Below are 21453 nucleotides of genomic sequence, written 5' to 3'. Positions count from 1 at the left end.
CCGATCCCGCCGGGCGGTGAGGTTCTTGTGCGGCCATTTCCACCACTCTGGCCGGACGAACCTGCATTGCTTCAGCGACCAAGGTCGTAGGTCACGGTGACGATCACCTGGGCGCGATCGCGACGCGCACCCGGTTCGTTGGCACGGCTGAGGACCAGTGCCAGCTTTGGCTCCTTGCGCAGTCGGAAGAAGGTCGAGACCATGCCCTCTCGGCGCTCTTCGCCGATGCGCTCCCAGCGATCGGAGACGTCCGGTGAGGCGGCCACCGCTTCGGCCGCCGGCTGGAAGTCGACCCCGCCGCCGCCCGTGATGTGGCACATCGGAATATCGCGCGAGACCACCAGCGCGTAACCCTCGTTGGGTCCGGCATCGATCCGCCAGTAGCGGTTGCCGCGTCGGAAGGGCTCGGGTGGGAGGAGCGGCTCGGGCAGGCTCTCGGTCTCGAACACCGCACCGCTAAGATCGATGGCCGCTAGGAAGCGTGCCGGATTGTTCAGCCAGCTTGACGGGTCGAGGACCCAAATCTCGCAGCCGCGCAGTGCGCCTTCCAGACCGCTGCGCAACGGATCCGCGACAGGCCCATCCTGCGCCGATGCGGATCCGGAGATGGCAAGCAGCATGGTGTATGCGAGCAGCAGGCGGGACAAGCGTTCCATGTAGATGCAGCACCGTAAGCGCAGCATCATCGGTTCTCCAAGCCCTGTGAGGCGCGCTCGGCTCTGATCATGTCCGCTTCTCGACCGATCTGGTCGCGAAGGGCCGTCAGTCCTGCCCGCATCCGCTCGTGTACGGCCGGATCCAGCGAAGGATCGGGATAACGTACGTCCCAAAGGAGCACGGCGTCGATCGTCCGGTGGAGCTTGGGGATGTCGCCGAAGGCCCAACCATTGACGGGCGGCCCGAGTGTCTCGAACAGCGACGAGAACAGAGCGGGTTCGCCGGTCGGGTCCTGAGCTGGGCTGGCGTTCAGGCGTGAGCGCCAGCGAAGTTGTCCGGCATAGAACCAGAACGTCGCCTCGTCGCGCCTGCCCGCCTGCATCAGGGGTGCCACACGCAGCATGATTTCGCTGGGCAGCGCGTTACCCGCGGTCTCGGCACTTGGCGGCAAGGCCAGCTCCTCTGCGAAGGCAGGTGGCGGACCAAGAAGAAAGAGGGCTGCCGCTGTAAGGTGCGGGAAGATGGTGCGATAGGACATGTGGCGCGGCGGCTCCCTGCGGCTTCTGCCGATTCACGAGGCTTATGCAATAAAGGCAGAAAGTGAACGGCAGCCTAGCGGGGAGTGGACGAGCACTTGTGGCACGGCTTCGAAGGGTTACTTCCGGTGATCCACAAATTCGCAAAAGTCGGTCGCGAATGGTAGCATTTTGCGCCAGAATTTTCCCTCAAAATTTAACGTCGCTGATCTGTCGCGACTGTTAGGGTTTGGCGGCACTTGCTCCGGCAGCGAGTAACCCCTTTCGGCCAATTACAGACCTCGTTGAGCCGAACACCCTGAGCCGGATCGAACCTTCGCCCCCTCGGTTGTTCCGTGTAGGTCTCATCCAAAAACTCTTTGAGATGCCAGTAATATAGAAATCTCTACCCTTAACGGCGAGAGGCTTGCCGATAACAAAGGACAGCCGTCTCGCTTGCTGAGACTTGTCGCCTAATACATCATATGTCATCTCGATACAGAACTTGGGATCTGCTCTACTGAGGAATAGCCAATTATTAGCTCACAAACTGTAGACTCCAAACGCAACCAAACCAGTAGCAACGAGAGCATAGATTTTTGTTCCCCACGGCAGGTTGCGCACCCAGTCCAGTGCTTCAGGTATGCTTCCAGCCTGCTTCGAATCCACAACCAAAGCCGCGAAGACATGGCATGCATCATTATGGGTAACGATCCTCAGGGCGCAGCCTTTGCGCTCGTCGGTGGCAAATAGGGAGTGACACAATGGCAAAGATGACCACCTGTCTATGGTTCGACCACGGCAAGGCTCGCGAGGCTGCCGAATTCTACGCGAGCTTGTTCCCCGATAGCTATGTTGGCGCGGGGCAAGACTCCCCTGCGGACAATCCCTCGACCAAGCGTGGCGAGGAGATCACTGTCGAGTTCACCGTGCTCGGCCAATCGTTCGTTGGCCTGAACGGCGGTTCGCGCTTCGTCCCGAACGAGGCGGTCAGTTTTCAGGTCTTCACCGATAGTCAGGAGGAGACCGATCGTTACTGGAATGCGATCGTCGGCAGCGGCGGTGCAGAGAGCATGTGCAGCTGGTGCAAGGACCGCTGGGGCTTTTCGTGGCAGATCGTGCCACGTGCGCTGATGGCCGGAATGGCCGACCCAGACCCCGCAGCGGCCAAGCGTGTGATGGAAGCGATGATGAAGATGCGCAAGATCGACATTGCCAAAATCGAAGCGGCGCGCGCAGGGGAGACGCGCGATGCGTAAGATCATCGGCGGCATGTTCTTATCACTCGATGGAGTCGTACAAGCACCGGGTGGACCCACAGAAGACCCGACCGGCGGATTTGCCCATGGCGGCTGGATGTTTCCCGTCGCCGACGATCAGGTCGGCGCTGCGGTTGGCGAGTTTTTCTCACGGCCTTACGATCTTCTGCTGGGCCGGCGGACCTACGACATTTTCGCCGCATACTGGCCTTACGTCGAGGGCGAAGAGATGGGCAAGGCCTTCACTCTGGCAAACAAATACGTCCTGACAAAGGGTGAGCAACCGCTGCCATGGGAAAACAGCCATCGAATGCGCGGGATCGACGACGTTGCGATGCTCAAGCAGGGCGATGGTCCCGATCTGTTGATCCAGGGATCAAGCACGATCTATCCCGCACTGCTCGCAGCAGGCCTGCTCGACCAGCTGGTGTTGTACACCTTTCCGATCGTGCTCGGCAGTGGCAAGCGGCTGTTTAATGACGGCACGTCGTCGAGCACGCTCAGGTTGGTGGATCACCAAATATCTTCTGGTGGCACCGTCATTGCTACTTACGAACCCGCAGGTGCCGTCGAAACAGGGTCCTTTGGCGCGATCAAAAGCGCGCGTGAGGAGGAACGTCAAGTGAAGATGAGGAACCGCACCTGGTAATCCAGCTCTTCGGTCATCCGTTTTCGTCCTATATTTGGAAGGCGCAATTCGCGCTCTACGAGAACGACACTCCGTTCGAATTCAGGATGATTTCTGATTCCAGCGACGGCCAATCATAACGGCTGATTTCGAGAACAACTCCGGCTCCACTCATGGATCAGAGCCAGAGGAGCACTCTGATCGTAATCGGATGAAGGCCGCCGCATTCCATGAACCACCGATCCCGCGAAAAAGCCGGTCGTGTCTGACACGGGCCGGCTCTCTGGTTACGTCCGAGATCTGCGCAACGTCAAACCTGCGCAAGCCCCCCGTCTACGAAGACCTCACCGCCCGTCATGAAGCTGCTGTCAGCGGAGGCAAGGAAGGCAGCGACGGCGCTGGTCTCCGATGGGTCTCCCACTCGGCCGAGGACGGTCGTCGCGCCGATCGCATCCATGCCATCAGCACCCAGCACTTCCTGCGCGAGCTCGGTTGAGATCGGCCCAGGCGACATCACGTTGACCCGGATGCCCGTGCCGCGCAGATCAAGTGCCCAGCTGCGCGCGAGATTGCGCACGGCCGCCTTCGTAGCGCTGTAGATGCTGAAGGCCGGTGTGCCCATCACCCCGGTGCTTGAACCGGTGAGAATGATCGAGCCGCCGGTGCCCATCAGCGGCAGAGCCTTCTGTACGGTGAAGATCAGCCCCTTTACGTTGATGTCGAAGGTCTCGTCCACATGCTCCGGCGTGATACTCCCAAGTGCAGCGAACGCGCCCGTGCCAGCGTTGGCGAGGACGATGTCGAGACTGCCCCGCTCGGCCTTCACGGTTTCATAGAGGCGGTCGAGATCGGGTAGGTGGGTGACCGACCCCTGCACGGCGCGCGCCGAGGGCCCGAGCTGATGCACGGCCGCATCCAGCATTTCCTGCCGCCGGCCGAAAATGTAGACGAAGGCGCCTTCCTCGATCAGCGTTTTGCTGCGCCGAGGCCGATGCCGGTTGCCCCGCCGGTGATCACGGCCGTCTTGCCTGTCAGTCTGCTCATTGTGTGCTCCTTGGTTGAGACTACGCCAAGGTGGCCAGGCGCCTTCCACTTGACAAGTATGCACCTTTTGGTAAGTACTTACTATGACCATACAGATGCAAAGCCCGACCACCCCGTCTCTACCGGAAGCCGGCACCTGCACCCCGACGTTACCCGGCTTTACCTGCGGGCTGGACGCGACGCTTCGGGTGATCGCAGGGAAGTGGAAACCGCTGATCCTCTATTTCGTCGCCCAAGGCGGCCCGACCCGCTATGGCGCGCTGCGCCGTGCCGTGCGCGATGTCAGCGACAAGATGCTGATCCAGCAGTTGAAGGAAATGGAGGCAGACGGCCTTGTGAAGCGCACGGACTACAAGGAAATTCCGCCGCGTGTGGACTATAGCCTAACCCCGCTTGGCCACAGCCTCGCGCAGGCCCTTGTGCCACTTTGCACCTGGGGCACGGAGAACATGGCCGAGGTGGCACGCGTGTTTGCCGAACGCGACGCCATGACGGCGCAGAACCAGCAGAAGAGACGGAGGTATCCGCACGAAGCGGTATGACCGCGCCCTAATGCAGGTCTCTCGGTCTTCCACATAGGCAGAACCGGCTTTCGTCGGAAGGACGGCGTGTCCGAGGAGGTCGCGTCTACGCCGCGGCCGCATGCGGCATCATTGCCATGAGTTCAGCCGATAGCGCCGGATCGACACCGAGATCCTGCCGGATCAACCCATGGCTCCATCGATTGCGGGATCGCGGCGCATGCCAAGGCGGGCAGTCGACCATCGGATACCAGCAAATGCCGACGATCCCGACGCCCCGGTCCTTGGCAATCTTGACCTCATCCTGCACATGCTGGAGCCAGATGCCCTTGTTCACCCCCGGATAGCGCCTGTGATGAACCGGGTGGCCATCGTGCCAGCTGGTCTCCGACACCATGATCGGCTTGCCGTAACGCCGCCACGTCTTGAGCAGCACTTTCGACAGAGATGTGCGGGCCGTATGCGGGTAGTAATTCACGCCGATCACGTCAACGACCGTGCGCGAGACGATCGCATCGGTCGCCGCGAACTGACGCTCACCGATGCCCGTGATGGGATCATTGACGAGAATGCCGACGGAGGGATGCAGGTGCCGAGCCTCCTCGGCCATGACGACCGCCATATCGATCGCGTGATCCCGGGACATGCCGGCCAGCATCGGATAGAGCGACGGCTCGTTGACGGGACACAGCCACAGGCGTTCTGCGCCACAGACTGCCCGAGCCTGCCGTGCGATCGCTCTCGCATGGGCTCCGGGATCGTCGATGCGATGATAGTGCGACAGATCCCAGATGGTCTGCACGCCCTCATCCCGCGCGATGCGCAGTCTCTCAACGGCATCGTGCCCTGGCACCAGCCCGTCACGCGTGGTGAAGAGCCCGTGATGTCTGGCAATTCTCAAATGGTCGCGCATGCGGCCGGCCGGCAGATGGCGGGTGGTCTGCAACAGATCATGCCGACCGCCGTGAACAAGCCCGCACTCGAACCCGGCAATGATTTCGCTGTTGAACGGAGAGCGCTCCGTAAGACCGAAGCTGAATTGATGCTGCCGCGACACCGCCTGTCCTCGTTCCGGGTTTGATGGGACGGATAGCCGCGCATTCCGGTGCGAGGCATGAGAAACCTGGGCCTCGACAACAGAGAAGCAATCAACGGCGTGACCCGCAATGCTCGCCGCACACCGCCGCTGCGTCTTGGCCAAATGGCAGGTACAGGACGCTTATGCCTTGATCTCGATCCCGGCTTCGTGCGCCGCAGCGATGAACGACAACCGAGCCGCTTCCGCCGACGTCTTGCCGTTCATCGCGGCTTCGAGGGTCAGCAAGGCGGCATCCAGCGCTTCGCCATCCTCAAGAGGCCAGTCCTCGATGAGAGCCCAGGACGCCTCCTGATTGTTGCTGATGGTGGTAAACGCGCCGTGTTCTCCCAGCGCCAGTGTCACGCCTTTGTTCCAGTCGTCGCTCAAGCTATGGCCTCCAGGCAAGCATCGTCAGCGCGTTTGCGATTGCGGCGCCCGACGCTGTGGTATCGAACACGCACCCGCCATCGTCGGCAAGCATTTGCCGGTATCTGCCGATCTCGGTTTCGTCGTAGCTGGAATAGTCGGTTTTCGGCATGCCACGCAAGCGGACATGGACGGGCGGCGTTGTGAAGGAGGTCGCCGGCCACACCGGCGCCGGGGCGGCCGGCACGCGGTCGACCCGGTGATGCGCGAGGAGGACGAGAGCCTCCCTTGGACGTCCAGCTTTTGTGGCGCACCTCGATCACGATGCGTCCGCCTTGCCTCTGCCGCAGGTTCGTGAATGCGTGATCGATGACAGTCGGATCGAACGCCGGCCTTGGCCGCAGATGGCAGAGAAACGGGCCGATCCCGTCGCCGAGCGGAGACATTTTCCTTCAGAAACAGAAGGAACAGCGGCCCGATATCGGTCAGTCGCCGATCGCGGATTATCGTTTGCGGCTTTCTCAGCGCAAACTGGAAATCGTTGAGTACCCTGTCTGCCCATCGCGCGGAGGTCCATGCCCTGCGATGCCCGTAGACCGCCGTATCGACCTCCACGCCCTTCAATAGCGACGCAAACCGGGCAAGGCCCGTACCTTCCTTGGGAAACGATCCGGCAACCGCTTTCGAGATAGGCGAGGAAGCGGCTGGGATCACCGGCATGGCTGCCGCCCCGCCTGCGTCATGAGCCCCCGTCGAGCCTTTCCCATCTAACGGCTCGAGACATCCAGCGCTCCCGCCTCCCGAAACGCGGCCTGCGCTTTCTCGACATCCGCAAGCGCCAGATCGACGGACACCTGAAGTTGACCGTCGAGAGCCGCATCCGTTCGCACGCCATCTCCTTCCCGGTTCTCAAGATCGCCGCCCGAGGGCTGCGTGCCGGCCGTGTTGCCCGATCCGACGGCCTCGACGAAGACGTCGGTCCGCTCGATGCCGTATTGCTGCACGAGATGCTCGATGGCGAGGTCGGCGGCCTCGCGGGTGTCGAAGGTGGCAATGAGGGTTTTCACGTGATCGTTGGGCATCGATTGTCTCCTGTTGCGTCTCGGGAAACAGAATGCCGATGATGTGGTTCCCGTCTGAATATGGCCAAGTCTTCAGGCTCGGGCGTGAACAGGGAATAGGATCGAATGGCAGCGGACCTATCAAACATGAGACACGGAGAAAGGTGACATCAAATGTTCCTTATCGATGTCCCGGCTGGCACATCATCGATCAGATGCGGTCGAACGCCTGTCATGATGTTCAAATGGGAGGCACCTAGCCTGACACTCTGCGATCCTGACGGATATGCTCGTCGCAGGAATTGTCCGGCGATATCGGGAGCAAGCCGCACACCGAAGGCATCGGGCGATCGGCGACACCGTTGGACCTGCCTGATTGCCATATCCGCGACATGTCCGATGAACCGCCGTCACGCCTCATCCGCCTCTCCGTCGTCAGAAGGGCTTTCCCCGAACGAAAGCGCCGCCGCCGTCTTCGACCCGCGCATCAGCCCGGCATCCTCCAGCATCTCGATATCGGGCAGGTCCCGCAAGGTCTCGAAGCCGAAGGCCGACAGGAAATGCCTGGTGGTGACATAGGTATAGGGTGCGCCGGGCGTGGGGCTGCGGGGACCGGAGCCGATGAAACCTGAGCCGCGCAAATTTCCGATCGTGTCGCGACTGATCTCCCTTCCAAAAATCTTCGACAGTTCGCCGCGCGTGACCGGTTGGAAATATCCAACCGCCATCAGCACCATGGCCTCGAACTCCGACAGCGCAGCTGCCCCTCCCCGCGTCGGCGCCATTGAGGCCCGGATCGTGTCGGCAAAGCGCGGCCGGGTGCGATGCTGCCAGCCGCCGGCGACCGACACCAACTCGTAGGGCCGGTCACCGAGTTCCTCGATGAGATCGTCGATCAAGAGGTCGATGCTGCAATCGCGACCGACCGCACGGGCCAGCGTCTCGCGGCTGACGGGTTCGGCGGAAGCAAAAATCACCGCCTCAACCCGCAGCATCCACTCCCGCCAGCGCAACTCTGGCGGCAAGTCTTCCAGTTCCCTATCATAGAGGCGTTCGCCTCCCTCTCCCTTGTCGGGCCGCCGTCTGCTGCGAGGCGTACTGGATCCGGTCATCGTCACAATCCAAAAATCCGGAAGGAGGAACGGCCGGACAATTCCCGCACCGCCTCAAAGCTTTCAAGCCGTTCGAACAGCCGCGTGGCCGCCCAGCGCGACAGGGTGCTCCCGGGCGCCGAGGCCGGCACGGCATCTTCGTTCAGCAATTTGCCGATGACCGGCCCGGCACCCTTGGTGCGCAGTTTCGGCGCGACAGCCAGCAGCCGCGCCGCCCGGCGATCGATCTCCATGGCGAGGCGAAGCGCCGCCTCGACGCCGTCGACAAGCGCCAGGCAGATCGCCTTTGGATAGGCCGGCTCGCCCGGCCGCACCCGGCCACTGCCGCCGATCGTGCGGAAGGCCGGGCCAAACCGTTCGGGCAGCAGCAGCGGCACGGGTCTTGGCCACTTCAGCGTTTGCGACAGCACGACGTCGGCGAGCCCAAGCGCCAACACCTCCGCATCCGGGCGGGTCGCGCACATCGCTGCAACCAGGTCCGCCGCGACGAAGGGTGCCGCCCGCCCGCCCGGGATGGCGGTATCGAACAAGTCTGGGATTGAAGTAAGGCCGTCATCCCAACGGATCCCCAGAAGCGCGGCAAGCTCCTTAACGAACGGTGTGGTGATTGTCCCGGATTGGCGCGTCAGCATTCGTGTGGCGGAAAACAGCTTTCCGGCAGGGCCTGGATCGTCACCAACGGCGGTCAGCAAAACGGCGTCGCGGATGGCGGGTTCTTCCTCGCTGCGGCCGAGCATTTTTGCGGCGACGGCTGCCGATTTGAGCGCCAGTCGATCGCGCCAGCAGCCAATCCACGGCGGTTCGGCGCTGATCAGATCGTCGAACGATTTCAGGGCGATGCCGGCGGCGAAGGCAGCGTCGGACTCGGTGATGTCACGGCCGCGCGGCCGCGTCCAACCTGGTAAGCGGGGAGACCAAGCGGGTGTTGTTGAGACGTGCGGTGAAAGCGAATCCATACCGTGGATGATAAATCAAACGCGCACTTTAAGCCAGCTATAACGCAATCAACCGCACAGCCTGTCGCCTACATAAAATGTCCGATAATGTTGCATTATCGGACGTCTTTGGCATAATACGCAAATGACCGAAATCATCGAGCAAAGCAGCGAAAATCACATCGTGGAGCCATCCGCGCGGCCTCCGGGTTCGGTATCCGGCAGCCTTCTGTCCGCAGCGGATGTCCTGGGCAGCAGCCTCCTGCCCTCCCCCGCTGGTGCAGATAGGTCGCCCGCTCATCTCGCCGGCCTTGCCGATCGTGCGCGTGGTTACGTCGAAGCCGCCAGCTCGGCCAATACCCGCAAAGCCTATACCGCCGACTGGAAGCATTTCTCCGCCTGGTGTCGCCGATCGGGCCTGTCTCCCCTCCCCCCGCAGCCGCAGACCGTCAGTCTCTACATTACGGCCTGCGCCTCCGGCAGTGCCGTTGGCACCCCGACGCGCGACGTGAAAGCGAATGCGGTCTCGACGATTGAGCGACGTCTGGCGTCCCTGTCATGGAACTATGCCCAGCGCGGGCTCAGCCTCGATCGCAAGGATCGTCACATCGCAACGGTCCTGTCCGGTATCCGCAGGAGCCATGCCAAACCTCCGGTTCAGAAAGAAGCGGTGCTGGCGGAAGACATCATCGCCATGGTCGAGACACTCGACCGGGGAACGCTGCGCGGCCTGCGCGATCGCGCCATGCTGCTCATTGGCTATGCCGGCGGCCTGCGGCGTTCCGAGATCGTCGGTCTCGATCTGAAGGCCGACCAGACAGAGGACGGGCGCGGGTGGATCGAGATCCTCGATCAGGGCATGCTCGTTACGCTGCGGGGTAAGACCGGATGGCGGGAGGTGGAGATCGGACGGGGGTCGTCGGATGCCACCTGCCCGGTCGTGGCGGTGGAGACCTGGATCCGGTTTGCAAAGCTGGTTCATGGGCCGCTGTTCCGCCGGGTAACGGGACAGGCCAAGGCCGTCGGGCCCGATCGTCTCAACGACCGGGAAGTGGCGCGGCTGGTGAAGCGCGCGGCGATGGCCGCCGGTGTCCGTGGTGATCTCAGCGAGATCGAGCGGGCGATGAAGTTCTCCGGGCACTCGCTGCGCGCGGGTCTTGCGTCCTCGGCCGAAGTGGACGAGCGCTATGTACAGAAGCACCTTGGGCATGCGTCGGCTGAGATGACCCGGAGATATCAGCGGCGAAGGGACCGGTTCCGGGTGAACCTGACGAAAGCGGCCGGCCTTTAAAGGAGACCGGCCGCGATCAAAATCTTTCGGAGCGCGTAGCGGCACATGTGTTTAGACGTCGTGGGAGCCGCGCCGAAGTCGTCACTCCCAATAGTCGCAACCTGACGGTTTTCATTCTCCATGATTCAACCGCCGACAGGCGCTTCACCATGTCGAACAAGGCTTTGGCGGTCTTTGGCACCTCCAACGCTTCGCAGCACGTTTTCATCGCGAAACCTAAGCTTTACCGGTTCGTGTAACCTAAGCGCCGGTCCTGCTGTAAGATTTCAGCATGAAATCAAAGAATGAAATCGCCCGCGCTCAACGTTATCGATCCTTCGAGTGTCACTTGGAAATCAGTAAAGCCATCTCCGTCCACATCCGCAAATACTTCTGTCCTCCCATCGGAAACCTCAAATCGAATTTCTGCGCCGGTTCCGCTGAACGCTTCGGATCCCCTAAAGACGAGCTCTCCTATGGCGGAGAGATCTATGATGTCCCTATCGTCTTGCGAGAAGTCTGTGATCCGGTCGATCCCGGAAGCAGCGTTCGAATGGGTAAGAGCGGTGAAGAGAAAAGTGTCTTGTCCGGAACCGCCGGCGAGCAGGTCCAGACCCTCACCGCCGAACAAAGTGTCGTCGCCAGCAAGTCCCAAAATTGTATCTGCTCCGTTACCACCGCTCATCGCGTTGGCCAAGTTGTTGCCAGTGCCGACAAAGTTCGAAGGACCTGTGTAAATCAGGTTTTCGACATTGTTTGTCAGTGTGTAAGTGTTCGTCGATGTGAAAACGGTATCGGTACCGTTGCCGGCTGTCTCCGTCACGGCCACATTGCCGCTGCCGATATAATAGCTGTCGTTTCCACCGCCGCCGGCGAGGGTCACGGCCGAGGAGGCCACCAAGCTGTCGCTGAACGCCGAGCCTATGACAGTCTCCAGTGCCACGAGAGTATCGCCCTCCGCGTCGCCTCCGGTGTGTACTCCCGTCACCAGATTGATAGAGACCGCCGTGGACGATGATGCATAGCTTGCTGTGTCGGTGCCGGAGCCGCCGTTTAAGATGTCCGCTCCGGATCCTCCTGTCAGTAGGTCGTTGCCGGCGTCACCGTTGAGCGTGTCAGACCCTGTTCCGCCCGTGAGGATGTCGTTGCCATTGCCTCCGTTGAACACGTCGTTGCCCGCGTCGCCCGTTATCGTATCGCCGTAACTGGAGCCGGTGATGATCTCTATGCTGTTCAGTGTATCGCCTGCGGCATCACCAGTCTGCGCGCCTGTTGCCAGAGTGATCGCGATCGCAGCAGCAGCCGTTACGTAACTCGCCGTGTCGATGCCGCCATTACCGTTAAGCACATCCGCGCCAGCGCCACCGATAAGCACGTCGTCTCCCGAACCGCCGGTTGACGTATTGCCGGACGCATTGCCGTATGCGGTCACAGAACTCGAACCGGCGTAGACAAGGTTCTCAACATTTGCAGTCAGAGTATAGTTTGAGACTGTGGTTATGACGGTATCAGTGCCGCCACCGGCAGCCTCCGTAGCTGGCCAATGTCGTGGCGATCAGCGAAGCCGCCGCCGTTCATTTCGATGCTTTTCGCAGCCGGCCGGAGGACTTTGGTCCACAGGTCCGCATGCGGCTGTCCCAGGCCATCGCCATTCCGTCACCGCTCTATCTCAGGGCCCTGCAGATCCGTGTGGTGATGCTGGAAGAGTTCCTCGCGACGGTGTTTTCGGCCTGCGACGTCCTGATCGTGCCGACCATGCCCTTCCTGCCGCCGCTTTCCAGCGATGTGGACGTCGGCGCGCGTGCGTCCATGAACCGCATCGTCAGCGCCATGACGGCCCTGACGCGCCCCTTCTCCTTTCTCGGCCTGCCCGTGGTGACGCTGCCGGTCGCCCGCAGCCGCGAAGGCCTGCCCGTGGGCCTGCAGATCGTGGCGCCGCCGTGGCAGGAGCAGCGCGCAGCGTCCCTCGCCCGCCATATCGAACAGCAGCTCGCGCTTGGATCGTTCGCCGCCACCTTTCCCCGCCCGACGGCGGCCTGAGCGCGCGCCGGAAACGCTAGAAAAGGAAGCCCCATGTCCGCAGCACCCCTCATCGACGCCGGCCGGATCGAACCCGCATTTGTGGATCGCGACGCGTTTCGCAGCGCCATGTCGCGGCTCGGCGCGGCCGTCAACATCATCACGACGGATGGGCCGGCCGGCAAAGCGGGGTTTGCAGCCTCCGCCGTCTGCAGCGTCACCGATACGCCGCCGACGCTTCTGGTCTGTCTCAACCGGTCGAGTTCGGTCTTTCAGACCTTTGCCGCCAACCGCATGCTGTGCGTCAACACGCTTGCCGGGCATCATGAACATCTGTCGGCGCTGTTCGGCGGCAAGACCCCCGTCGAGGAGCGTTTCGCCGCCGCCACATGGACGCCGGGCGCGACCGGCGCCCCGGTCCTCACCGACGCCGTCGTCTCCTTCGACTGCGCGATCGACGCGAGCACCGATATCGGCACCCACCAGGTCCTCTTCTGCAAGGTCCTCGGCATCCATGAAACCGGCAGCAACGTTCCGCTGATCTACTTCAAGCGGACCTATCACCGCATCGGCACAGAAAGCCTTTAGCCGCGCGTCCGGCCTCGGACGGATCGACAGTCATCGCATCCGGATCATTGCTCCCGTCAAATCCGTCGTTGCGTGTCGCTCAGCCCTGCGCCTCGGCCGAGATCTGAAGATCCGCTGCCGGCTTCCGCGCCGTGTAGCCTCTGCTCCCGTCCATCAGCACCCTGGTATAGGGGTGGGTGACCTCTCCGTTGAGGATCTGCGTCTTCGTCACCGTCTCGACGAAGACCCCGTTCTGCATGACGGCGACGCGGTCGCAGAGATGGGCGATGACCGCCATGTCGTGACTGACGAGGATGAAGGTCAGGTTCTCCCGTTGCCGCAGATCCTTCAGCAGATTGAGGATCTCGGCCTGGATCGACACGTCGAGGGCGGAGGTCGGTTCGTCGAGGAGCAGGATACGCGGTTTCAGGATGAGCGCGCGGGCGATCGCGACGCGCTGCCGCTGGCCGCCGGAAAGCTGGTGCGGAAACCGGTAGCGGAAGCTGACGGGAAGGCCGACATCGCGGAGCACGGCCTCGACCCGGGTCTGCCGGTCATCGAGCCCGTGGATTTCCAGCGGTTCCAGCAAGATGCGGCCGATCGTGTGGCGCGGGTGCAGGGAGCCGAACGGATCCTGGAAGACCATCTGCTGGAGCGCCAGTTGCGCCCGCGTACGCTTGGCGCCAATCGTCTCGCCGTCGATCGTAATGTGGCCCGTCCAGTGTGTGTTGCGCCCGGCAAGCGCACCGAGGATGGTCGATTTCCCGCAGCCGCTCTCGCCGATGAGGCCGAAGGTCTCGTTGGCGCCGACCGAAAAGGAGACGTCGTTCACCACGCGGGTCGGTCGGCTCGGGCTGCCATAGGAGACGGCAAGATGGTCGACAGAGATCATGGACATGCTCAGCCCTCCAGCCAGACAGGATCGCGCGCGAGAACGTCGAGCCTGTCGCGTGGGCGGTCGAGGCTCGGCAAGGCGTTGAGGAGCCCCTGCGTATAGGGATGCTTCGCCTGATCGAGATCGGCCGCCGCGATGGTTTCGACGATCCGTCCCGCATACATGATGATGACGCGGTCGCAGAAGCTGCGCACGAGGTTGAGATCGTGCGAAATGAAGATGAGACCGATATCGCGCTCGGTCACCAGATCGTCGAGAATGCTCAGAACCTGCTGGCGAACGGTGACATCCAGCGCGGAGGTCGGCTCGTCGGCAATGATGAGCGAGGGCGACGCGATCAGCATCATCGAGATCATGATGCGCTGGCCCATGCCGCCGGACACTTCATGCGGATAGAGATCGAACACCCGACGCGGGTCGCGGATCTGGACACGCTCCAGCATGCCGAGCGTGCGCTCCCGCGCGACCCTGCGGGACACCTTCTCGTGCAGCATCACGGTCTCGCCGATCTGCTCGCCCACCGTCATCACCGGATTGAGCGAATATTTCGGATCCTGAAGGATCATCGCCATGCGCCGCCCGCGGATGGACAGCATTTCCTTCTCGCTGACCTTCAGGAGATCGATCTCCTCGAAGCGCAACGTGTCGGCTTCCACCACCGCGCCCGGCGGCTGCAGGCGCATGATGGCGCGGCCGGTCGTGCTCTTGCCGGAGCCGCTTTCCCCGATGATGCCGATCTTTTCGCGCCCGACGGAGAACGAGATGTCGCGAACGGCAGGAACCAGGCCCGAAAGCGAGGGAAAGCCCACCGACATGTTGCGCACCGTCAGGATCGGGTCGACGGGCAGCGGTGATGGATCAGGCATTGCGCGGGTCCAGAATGTCACGGAGACCGTCTCCCAGAAGGTTGAAGGCAAGGCTGACGACGAGGATCGCGATGCCGGGAATGGTCGTCAGCCACCAGGCGTCCAGCAGATATTGCCGGCCGGACGCCGCCATCGCGCCCCATTCGGGCATTGGCGGTTGCGCGCCGAGGCCGAGAAATCCGAGACCCGCGGCCGTCAGGATGATGCTCGACATGTTGAGCGTCAGCCGCACGATGATCGATGGCGCACACAGCGGCACGATATGGCGGAAAAGAATGCGCGCCATCCCCGCGCCCTGAAGTTCGGCCGCCACCACGAAATCCGCCTTGCGGAAGGTCAGCGTTTCCGCCCGGGCGAGGCGCGCGATCGGCGGCCAGATGGTCAGCGCGATGGCGATCACGGCGTTTTCGATGCCGGGTCCGAGGGCTGCGGAAAAGGCGAGCGCCAGAACGAGAGAGGGAAAGGACAGGAAGATGTCGGTGATCCGCATCAGCACCGTATCGACCCAGCCGCCGAGATAGCCCGCCGTCGCGCCGATGACGAAGCCGATCGGCGCGACGATGACGGTAACGAGAATGCTGATGTAGAGGGTGGTGCGGGCGCCGTAGATCAGACGGGCATAGACGTCCCGCCCGAACTCGTCGGTTCCGAACCAGTGGAGGAGAGACGGCGCCTTGAGCGCCATGGTGAGATCCTGGGCGAGCGGATCGTGAACCGTGAGAACGGGCGCGAGCGTCGCAAGGCCCACGAGGAGCACGATGACCATCAGGCCGAGCAGCGCCAGCGGATTGGCGACGAGGCTCAACCAGCCGACATAGGCCTTGTGCAGGCGCGCCTGCCGGGTGGAGGTGAAGTCCTCGCGGATCAGCCAATCGTGCAGATTATGGAACGTGCCGGAACGGATTGTCATGATGACCGGGTCCTCGGATCGATGAAGCGATAGACGATGTCGGAGAGGAGATTGACCGCAATCGAGATGAGACCGATCAGGAGAACGCTGCCGAGGACGGCATTCATATCGGCAAAGAACAAAGCCGAGGTCAGATACTGGCCGAGGCCCGGCCAGGAAAACACGGTCTCGATCAGCACCGTCCCGTCCAAGAGGCCGCAATAGGCAAGCGCGACGACGGTCAGAAGCTGGACCCGGATGTTTCGGAACGCATGCCGCCAGACGATGGGGCGCTGGCCGAGGCCCTTGGCCCGGGCCGTCAGGATGTATTCCTGGCGAAGCTGCTCCAGCATGAAGCTCCGGCTCATCCGGCTGAGATAGGCCATGGCGGCATAGCCGAGAATGATCGCCGGCGCCGCGACATGGTGAAGGGCGCTCCAGAAAACCTCCCACTCGCCCGCCAAAAGCGCGTCGACGATCAGGGAGTTGGTCGGCCCGTCGACCAGTCCTTCATTGTAGATATCGATGCGTCCGCCGCCGGGTATCCAGCCGAGCGTCGCGTAGAACACGAGAATGACGATGGTGCCGAGCCAGAAGATCGGCGTGGAATAGCCCAGCAGCCCGACGACACGCGCGACATGATCGACCCAGGTGCCCTTGCGCACGGCGGCGATGACGCCGAGCGGCACCCCGAAGCCCGCCCCAATCAGCGTGGCGAGCGTCGCCAGTTCCAGCGTTGCCGGGAACACCCGCGCCAGATCGCTGGCGACCGGGTTCTTGGTGACATGCGACTGGCCGAAATCGAGATGGGCGATATCGCCGAGATAGGTGCCGAACTGGACATAGAGCGGCTGGTCGAGACCCATTTCCTTGTAGACGCGATCATACGTCACCTGATCGGCCTGATCTCCGATCACCGCGATGACGGGGTCGGCCGGCACCATGCGGCCGATCACGAAGGTGATCACCAGAAGGCCGAGCAAGGTCGTTGCGATGACGCCGAGGGACGCCGCCAGCTTGCCGGCCCCGGTGAGCAGCGCCGATTTGTCCGGCAGCCTGCTTTCAGTGGTCTGAGTGATGCTCACGACGGTCTCCTTCCTGATCGATGACGGCGGTCCCGATCGTCATTCGGCCTTCGTGACCGTGTCCCAGCGGGTGAGCCATGTGGCGTGGCCGACATAGCCCTTGACCAGATTGCGCACGGCCTTTGCGTCCGTCCGCTGGAAAGAGGTGATCAGGGCGGGAGAGGCTGCGAGATAAGCGGCATTGATCCGGGTGTAGAGATCCGCGCGCTTGGACGCGTCGGTCTCGTGCGCTGCGGCCGTCACCATGTCCTGGATCTCCCTGGGCACATCCCAGGCGGAGCGCCAGGCGAGCAATCCGGTGAGCTTGGCCGCATCGGCATTGTCCGCATTGGTGGCGTAGGAGTTCAGCACGGCATGCGGATCGGGCAGGCGTTCGCCGGAGCGGGCAGAAAACAGTTCGAAGTCCCGCGCCCGGAATTTGCCGATATGGTCGCCGCCCTGAAGATCGAGCTTGATGCCGGCTTTCGCCGCATTGGCGGCCAGCGACTGGGCGACCTCGTATTCGGGCGTGACCGGCGTCGCGTAATAGACCTTGGAGAAGCCGTCGGGATAGCCCGCCTCGGCAAGCAGGGCTTTCGCCTTGTCGATATCCAGCGTGTACGGGTTTTCGCTCGATGCGCCCGGCAGGCCGGCGGGGACGATCGTCTGCTGCTTGACGCCGTAGTATTTCATGACGGTACCGGCAAGGCCGTCATAGTCGATGAGGTAGCGGAAGGCCTCGCGGACCTTGGGCTTGGAGAGAATCTCGTCTTTCTGGTTGAGCGCGAGATAGTAGAAGCCGAAGCCGGGCGTCTTCTGGATGGTTACCTTGCCGCCCGCGTCGAGCGCGTTGAGATCGGTGGACGACAGGCGCGTGGCGACATCGATGTCGCCGGCCTCGATCTGAAGGCGCTGGGCGGAAGACTCCGGCATGTGCCGGATCAGAACGCGGCGCATGGCCGGCGCCCCCTGCCAGTAATCCTTGAAGGCATCGGCGATCAGAAGCTCGTTCGACCGCCAGGACCGCAGGGCGTAAGGCCCCGAACCGGCATCCGCCGTCTGCAGATAGGCCCGCCCCATATCGCCGTCCTTCTCCTTGTCGGCCAGGAACGCGCTGTCGAGAATGGAGGTGGAGAAGCTTGCAAGCGAGAAGAGAATGAGGTTGGCATTCCAGACCTCGGGCGTCTCGACCACCAGGGTGGCGTCGTCCGTCGCACGGATCAGCGTGTCGACATTGTCGGCGGAAAAGCCCCATTGGCGAAGATCGGTGGAGGGTGCGAGCCCGAGCTTCACGAGGCGGCGCAGCGACCATTCGACATCCTTGGCCGTCAGGCTATTGCCCGAATGGAACGTGACCCCGGCGCGGATCTTGAACGTGAACGTCTTTCCATCCGGCGAGACGGACCAGCTCTCGGCAAGGCCCGGCTGCGGCTCGGAGATCTTGTCGGCCGCCAGGACGACGAGCCGCTCATAGAGATTGGCAACGACTTCGGCCGATTCGAGCTGGTTCAGCTCATGCGGATCCAGTCCGCGCATCGACGACATGTTGGAGGCGAGGACCAGCTGGTCTGCAGGCGTGGCCGCGATCGCGAACGGTGCACCAAAGAGGGACAGCGCGGTCGCGGTCGCCAGTGCGATGATAGGGGCTTTGTTCATGTCCGTCTCCTCCGAGGCTCCTCAACCTCATGATTGCAAACTTTCATATCGACAACGATCTGAAATTTGATATATCAGATTTCACAAATCGGGATGGACGTCAACGGGGTTCTCGACATCATGGCTCAAAACACGACGGATGATCGCGGTGACGAAATGTCGAAGCTCGACCCCCGGGTCTTCGCGACCTTGCGGGATCACGTGCACCGCAGCCTGCGCACGGCGATCATCGGCGGGCGCTTCGCCTTCGGGCAGAAGCTGAACGAGCGGCAACTCGCCGAACAGCTGGGCGTGAGCACGACGCCGATCAAGGAGGCCTTGCGCCAGCTGGAGTCCGATGGCTTGGTCGAGACGCAGCCCCGCCGGGGCGTCATCGTCCGTTTCAACGCGACCTGGGCGGAGGAGATGATCCTCGCGAGGGCGGCGCTCGAATCGATGATCGCGCATCTCGCCGCCAAGCGCCGGGAGAGCGATGAGGGAACGGCGCTGGCGGCGACGGTCAAGCGGATGCGCGAGGCGACGGACAGCGGCGATGTCGACAGCCTGATCCTGCTCAACGAGACCTTTCACGACCAGATCCACATCGCGTCGCGCTGCGCCTATCTCGGCAAGCTGATCGAGCGCCAGCAGTTCTACGATGCCGGCACCCGCCGCATCATTCATTCGGATCCCGCAGAGCGCGAAAAAGCTTTTGGGGAACATGCCGCGATTGCGGCCGCGATCACGGCCGGCGATGCGGATCGGGCGGAACGCACGATGCGCGACCACGTGGTCCGCTCCGGCGAGACCTATCTCGCCATCGTATTCGGTAACAAGGAGAGTTGATGTGACTGACACGCTTCAGGCCGTTCGGACGGCCCTCACCGGCATTTCCGGCGTTCCGGTGACCCCCTATCGTCCCGACGGCAGCGTCGACACCCGGAAACTGACAGACCTCATCGAGCGCCTGGCGGCCGCGCGCGTCCACAACCTGATGGCTGCGGGCAACACCGGCGAGTTCTTCACCCTGACGATGGAGGAAGTCCGCGAGGTGCACCGCGTCACCATCCATGCGGCCAACAGGCAGACCCTCGTCAGCGCGGCCGTGGGGCGGTCCCTTTCGGAGGCGAAGGCGCTTGCGCGCGACGCCATCGCGGAAGGGGCGGATGCCATCATGGGGCATCATCCGATGGATCCCTTCGCCGGACCGAGTTACCAGGCCCGCTATTTTCTCGATCTCGCCGATGCCGCCACCGTCCCGCTGATCGCCTATGTGCGCAGCGACAGCTTTTCCATCGATGACTTCCGATCCCTCGCCCTTCACGGCAACATCGCCGGCATCAAGTTCGCGTCCACCAATCTCATGCTGCTTGCCGACATCATCCGCTCGACGCGCGACGCGCCGGCGATCTGGGTCTGCGGCCTGGCCGAAGGATGGGCGCCCGCCTTCTATGCGCTCGGCGCGCGGGGCTTCACCTCCGGGCTGGTCAACGTCTTCCCGGAGCGTAGCCACGCGATCCACCGCGCCCTGGAGGCGGGAGACTATCCGGCCGCCCGAACGCTCATCGACGGCATTGCCGGCTTCGAGGCGCTGCGCACCAAGTACAACAACGGCGCCAACGTGACCGTGGTGAAAGAGGCTCTGGGCATGCTGGGGACGGATGTCGGCCCCGTGCGGGTTCCCGGCGTGACAGCCCTGACGAGCGACGAGCGCTCCCTGCTGCGCGCGATCGTCGATCGCGTCGATACCGAAACCCGCGCCGCCTGACCGGAGACCGAAACGTGCATATCACCAGTCTGAAAACCTATATGCAGCGGGTGGACGAACGTCCGCGGCTGCTTGTGAAGATCGAGACCAGCGAAGGTATTTCCGGCTGGGGCGAATGTTACAATCACGGCCCCGATCTCGCGCTGCCGCCCTTGCTGGACTACCTGTTCCACCAGATCGAGGGCGAGGACCCGCGCCGCGTGGAGTTCCTGGTCCTGAAGCTCAACCAGCAATGCCGGTTTCCGCCGGGCGCGCTCGGTCTCGCCGCCATCTCGGCGATCGATCATGCGCTGTGGGACATCGCCGGAAAAGCGGCGGGCCTGCCGGTCTACATGCTGCTCGGCGGCAATGTCCGCGACCGCGTCAAGGTCTATTGCGGCGTCTACACCGCGCCCGACCCGGAGCATGCGCGCGACCAGACACTGCAGCTGCATGAGGACTATGGCTATACCGCCTTCAAGATCAGCCCGTACCGGCGGGACCTGCACAAGGGGCGCTGGGGCGAACTGGTGCGGGAAACAGGCGACTATTTCGGCCGCATCCGGGAGATAACGCCCTCGGATTTCGAGTTCGCCTTCGACGCGCATGCCAAGATCTTCGAGCCCTACCAGGCGATCCAGCTTGCCGCCGCCATCGCTTCCCATGATCCGCTGTTCTACGAGGAGCCGATCCGGCCGGAGCACATACCCGCTTGGAGCGAACTGAAATCCAAGATCAACGTCCCGCTCGCGACGGGCGAATCCCTCTATTCCCGCTTCGAGTTTCTGGCACTGCTCACTGCACGGGGTGCCGATATCATCCAACCCGATATCTGCGTCGTCGGCGGCGTCACGGAAATGCGCCGGATCGCCACCCTTGCCGAGGCCCACTACGTCACGGTCGCGCCCCACAATCCCATGGGTCCGCTGGCCACCGCCGTCAATATCCATTTCTGCGCGGCCCAGCCCAATTTCAAGATCCTCGAATTCAAGCCGCACGTTCACGCACCCTGGGCGCTCGACCCCTACATGCCTGTCGACGGACATATGGACCTGCGCCCCGATCGCCCGGGATGGGGTCTCGAAATCGACGAGGCGTGTCTTGCCAAGGACGACTACGTCCATTGGGAGCGCAAGATCACCCGCAAACCCGATGGATCGACGGCCTATCCGTGACGCGGCGCGCGCGCAGGGCGCCCGCCGGATAAGACGATGCGCGCGCCGGGGACCCCCATGCGCGCGCACCGTCAACGCTTTCGGATGATGACACGCGGGACACGGTTTGCCCGTGCCCCGCGTGGTGTGGTGTGGTGCGGTCCGGTGCGG

22 protein-coding genes and 1 pseudogene are annotated in these 21453 nt (G+C 62.8%); 9 read left to right on the top strand and 14 right to left on the bottom strand.

Going from position 1 to position 21453, the window contains the following annotated elements; genetic code table 11:
- Window positions 1-71: 71 nt before the first annotated feature.
- Both ASG39_RS22635 and ASG39_RS22630 read right to left on the bottom strand, forming a co-directional pair.
- Window positions 72-656, bottom strand: a complete 585-nt coding sequence (locus tag ASG39_RS22635) for a hypothetical protein (RefSeq protein ID WP_156468248.1) — start codon at window positions 654-656, stop codon at window positions 72-74.
- 26 nt (window positions 657-682) lie between these two features.
- Entirely contained in the window at window positions 683-1195 is a 513-nt protein-coding gene (locus ASG39_RS22630) for a hypothetical protein (protein ID WP_062597218.1), read from the bottom strand.
- 741 nt (window positions 1196-1936) lie between these two features.
- On the opposite strand from ASG39_RS22630, the gene ASG39_RS22625 reads away from it, so the two are divergent.
- Window positions 1937-2431, top strand: coding sequence for a VOC family protein (locus ASG39_RS22625; protein ID WP_062597217.1), 495 nt, complete (start codon window positions 1937-1939; stop codon window positions 2429-2431).
- The gene (locus tag ASG39_RS22620; protein WP_062597216.1) at window positions 2424-3080 is read left to right on the top strand and encodes a dihydrofolate reductase family protein; all 657 of its coding nucleotides are present in this window, start codon (window positions 2424-2426) and stop codon (window positions 3078-3080) included. The genes ASG39_RS22625 and ASG39_RS22620 overlap by 8 nt, the downstream gene beginning before the upstream one ends.
- Window positions 3081-3369: 289 nt before the next feature.
- On the opposite strand, the pseudogene ASG39_RS22615 reads toward ASG39_RS22620, so the two are convergent.
- Window positions 3370-4103, bottom strand: a pseudogene (locus ASG39_RS22615) (SDR family oxidoreductase).
- Between the two features lie 95 nt (window positions 4104-4198).
- Here ASG39_RS22615 and ASG39_RS22610 point away from each other — a divergent pair.
- Window positions 4199-4645 carry a helix-turn-helix domain-containing protein gene (locus ASG39_RS22610; protein ID WP_062597294.1) on the top strand — a complete coding sequence of 149 codons (447 nt, stop codon included), beginning with the start codon at window positions 4199-4201 and terminating at the stop codon, window positions 4643-4645.
- Between the two features lie 85 nt (window positions 4646-4730).
- Here the strand turns inward: ASG39_RS22610 and ASG39_RS22605 are convergent, their stop codons facing one another.
- From ASG39_RS22605 to ASG39_RS22580, 5 genes are all read right to left on the bottom strand, one after another.
- Window positions 4731-5681: a glycosyl hydrolase 53 family protein gene (locus tag ASG39_RS22605; RefSeq protein ID WP_062597215.1), complete on the bottom strand. Its 951-nt coding sequence runs from the start codon at window positions 5679-5681 to the stop codon at window positions 4731-4733.
- A 162-nt stretch (window positions 5682-5843) separates the two neighbouring features.
- Complete coding sequence (locus ASG39_RS22600; protein WP_062597214.1) at window positions 5844-6089, bottom strand: DUF982 domain-containing protein; 246 nt, start codon at window positions 6087-6089, stop codon at window positions 5844-5846.
- A gap of 746 nt (window positions 6090-6835) precedes the next feature.
- Window positions 6836-7150, bottom strand: coding sequence for a hypothetical protein (locus ASG39_RS22590; protein ID WP_062597212.1), 315 nt, complete (start codon window positions 7148-7150; stop codon window positions 6836-6838).
- Between the two features lie 389 nt (window positions 7151-7539).
- Window positions 7540-8241 (bottom strand): SMC-Scp complex subunit ScpB, encoded by a 702-nt coding sequence (locus ASG39_RS22585; protein ID WP_062597211.1) that lies wholly within the window; start codon window positions 8239-8241, stop codon window positions 7540-7542.
- Window positions 8242-8243: 2 nt separating this feature from the next.
- A complete protein-coding gene (locus tag ASG39_RS22580; RefSeq protein ID WP_062597210.1) occupies window positions 8244-9197 on the bottom strand; it encodes a DUF1403 family protein in 954 nt (317 codons plus the stop codon).
- Between the two features lie 124 nt (window positions 9198-9321).
- On the opposite strand from ASG39_RS22580, the gene ASG39_RS22575 reads away from it, so the two are divergent.
- Window positions 9322-10467, top strand: coding sequence for a tyrosine-type recombinase/integrase (locus ASG39_RS22575; protein WP_062597209.1), 1146 nt, complete (start codon window positions 9322-9324; stop codon window positions 10465-10467).
- A gap of 277 nt (window positions 10468-10744) precedes the next feature.
- Here the strand turns inward: ASG39_RS22575 and ASG39_RS24740 are convergent, their stop codons facing one another.
- Window positions 10745-11878, bottom strand: coding sequence for a calcium-binding protein (locus tag ASG39_RS24740; RefSeq protein ID WP_082477441.1), 1134 nt, complete (start codon window positions 11876-11878; stop codon window positions 10745-10747).
- A gap of 116 nt (window positions 11879-11994) precedes the next feature.
- Here ASG39_RS24740 and ASG39_RS22565 point away from each other — a divergent pair, with 116 nt between their 5' ends.
- Window positions 11995-12486 (top strand): amidase family protein, encoded by a 492-nt coding sequence (locus ASG39_RS22565; RefSeq protein WP_062597207.1) that lies wholly within the window; start codon window positions 11995-11997, stop codon window positions 12484-12486.
- Between the two features lie 33 nt (window positions 12487-12519).
- Window positions 12520-13053: an NADH-dependent FMN reductase RutF gene (rutF, locus tag ASG39_RS22560; RefSeq protein ID WP_062597206.1), complete on the top strand. Its 534-nt coding sequence runs from the start codon at window positions 12520-12522 to the stop codon at window positions 13051-13053.
- A 79-nt stretch (window positions 13054-13132) separates the two neighbouring features.
- Here the strand turns inward: rutF and ASG39_RS22555 are convergent, their stop codons facing one another.
- Genes ASG39_RS22555 through ASG39_RS22535 form a run of 5 tightly spaced genes read right to left on the bottom strand, consistent with a single transcriptional unit; the run spans window position 13133 to window position 18402 of the window.
- The gene (locus ASG39_RS22555) at window positions 13133-13924 is read right to left on the bottom strand and encodes an ABC transporter ATP-binding protein (RefSeq protein WP_062597293.1); all 792 of its coding nucleotides are present in this window, start codon (window positions 13922-13924) and stop codon (window positions 13133-13135) included.
- 8 nt (window positions 13925-13932) lie between these two features.
- Complete coding sequence (locus tag ASG39_RS22550; protein ID WP_062597205.1) at window positions 13933-14793, bottom strand: ABC transporter ATP-binding protein; 861 nt, start codon at window positions 14791-14793, stop codon at window positions 13933-13935.
- Window positions 14786-15697, bottom strand: coding sequence for an ABC transporter permease (locus tag ASG39_RS22545; RefSeq protein ID WP_062597292.1), 912 nt, complete (start codon window positions 15695-15697; stop codon window positions 14786-14788). The genes ASG39_RS22550 and ASG39_RS22545 overlap by 8 nt, the downstream gene beginning before the upstream one ends.
- A gap of 2 nt (window positions 15698-15699) precedes the next feature.
- Window positions 15700-16767, bottom strand: coding sequence for an ABC transporter permease (locus ASG39_RS22540; RefSeq protein WP_082477439.1), 1068 nt, complete (start codon window positions 16765-16767; stop codon window positions 15700-15702).
- A gap of 39 nt (window positions 16768-16806) precedes the next feature.
- Window positions 16807-18402, bottom strand: a complete 1596-nt coding sequence (locus ASG39_RS22535) for an ABC transporter substrate-binding protein (RefSeq protein WP_062597204.1) — start codon at window positions 18400-18402, stop codon at window positions 16807-16809.
- A gap of 120 nt (window positions 18403-18522) precedes the next feature.
- Here ASG39_RS22535 and ASG39_RS22530 point away from each other — a divergent pair, with 120 nt between their 5' ends.
- The 3 genes from ASG39_RS22530 to ASG39_RS22520 are packed head-to-tail and all read left to right on the top strand — an operon-like array spanning window position 18523 to window position 21303.
- Window positions 18523-19227, top strand: a complete 705-nt coding sequence (locus ASG39_RS22530; protein WP_082477461.1) for a GntR family transcriptional regulator — start codon at window positions 18523-18525, stop codon at window positions 19225-19227.
- A gap of 1 nt (window position 19228) precedes the next feature.
- Window positions 19229-20149, top strand: a complete 921-nt coding sequence (locus tag ASG39_RS22525) for a dihydrodipicolinate synthase family protein (protein ID WP_062597203.1) — start codon at window positions 19229-19231, stop codon at window positions 20147-20149.
- A gap of 14 nt (window positions 20150-20163) precedes the next feature.
- Window positions 20164-21303 carry a mandelate racemase/muconate lactonizing enzyme family protein gene (locus tag ASG39_RS22520; protein WP_062597202.1) on the top strand — a complete coding sequence of 380 codons (1140 nt, stop codon included), beginning with the start codon at window positions 20164-20166 and terminating at the stop codon, window positions 21301-21303.
- Window positions 21304-21453: the final 150 nt, after the last annotated feature.

It is taken from the genome of Rhizobium sp. Leaf371, from assembly GCF_001424045.1.
Classification (GTDB): Bacteria; Pseudomonadota; Alphaproteobacteria; order Rhizobiales; family Rhizobiaceae; genus Ferranicluibacter.
Note: the sequence above shows the minus strand (reverse complement) of the source record. Positions and strands in the feature narration are given on the sequence as shown.

Excerpts from the sequence above, each read along its gene's own strand:
- ASG39_RS22635 (WP_156468248.1), bottom strand. The coding sequence starts at position 656 with ATGGAACGCTTGTCCCGCCTGCTGCTCGCATACACCATGCTGCTTGCC.
- ASG39_RS22535 (WP_062597204.1), bottom strand. The coding sequence starts at position 18,402 with ATGAACAAAGCCCCTATCATCGCACTGGCGACCGCGACCGCGCTGTCC.
- ASG39_RS22625 (WP_062597217.1), top strand. The coding sequence starts at position 1,937 with ATGGCAAAGATGACCACCTGTCTATGGTTCGACCACGGCAAGGCTCGC.
- ASG39_RS22575 (WP_062597209.1), top strand. The coding sequence starts at position 9,322 with ATGACCGAAATCATCGAGCAAAGCAGCGAAAATCACATCGTGGAGCCA.
- rutF (WP_062597206.1), top strand. The coding sequence starts at position 12,520 with ATGTCCGCAGCACCCCTCATCGACGCCGGCCGGATCGAACCCGCATTT.
- ASG39_RS22530 (WP_082477461.1), top strand. The coding sequence starts at position 18,523 with ATGGCTCAAAACACGACGGATGATCGCGGTGACGAAATGTCGAAGCTC.
- ASG39_RS22630 (WP_062597218.1), bottom strand. The coding sequence starts at position 1,195 with ATGTCCTATCGCACCATCTTCCCGCACCTTACAGCGGCAGCCCTCTTT.
- ASG39_RS22610 (WP_062597294.1), top strand. The coding sequence starts at position 4,199 with ATGCAAAGCCCGACCACCCCGTCTCTACCGGAAGCCGGCACCTGCACC.
- ASG39_RS22585 (WP_062597211.1), bottom strand. The coding sequence starts at position 8,241 with ATGACCGGATCCAGTACGCCTCGCAGCAGACGGCGGCCCGACAAGGGA.
- ASG39_RS22550 (WP_062597205.1), bottom strand. The coding sequence starts at position 14,793 with ATGCCTGATCCATCACCGCTGCCCGTCGACCCGATCCTGACGGTGCGC.
- ASG39_RS22580 (WP_062597210.1), bottom strand. The coding sequence starts at position 9,197 with ATGGATTCGCTTTCACCGCACGTCTCAACAACACCCGCTTGGTCTCCC.
- ASG39_RS22620 (WP_062597216.1), top strand. The coding sequence starts at position 2,424 with ATGCGTAAGATCATCGGCGGCATGTTCTTATCACTCGATGGAGTCGTA.
- ASG39_RS22590 (WP_062597212.1), bottom strand. The coding sequence starts at position 7,150 with ATGCCCAACGATCACGTGAAAACCCTCATTGCCACCTTCGACACCCGC.
- ASG39_RS22555 (WP_062597293.1), bottom strand. The coding sequence starts at position 13,924 with ATGATCTCTGTCGACCATCTTGCCGTCTCCTATGGCAGCCCGAGCCGA.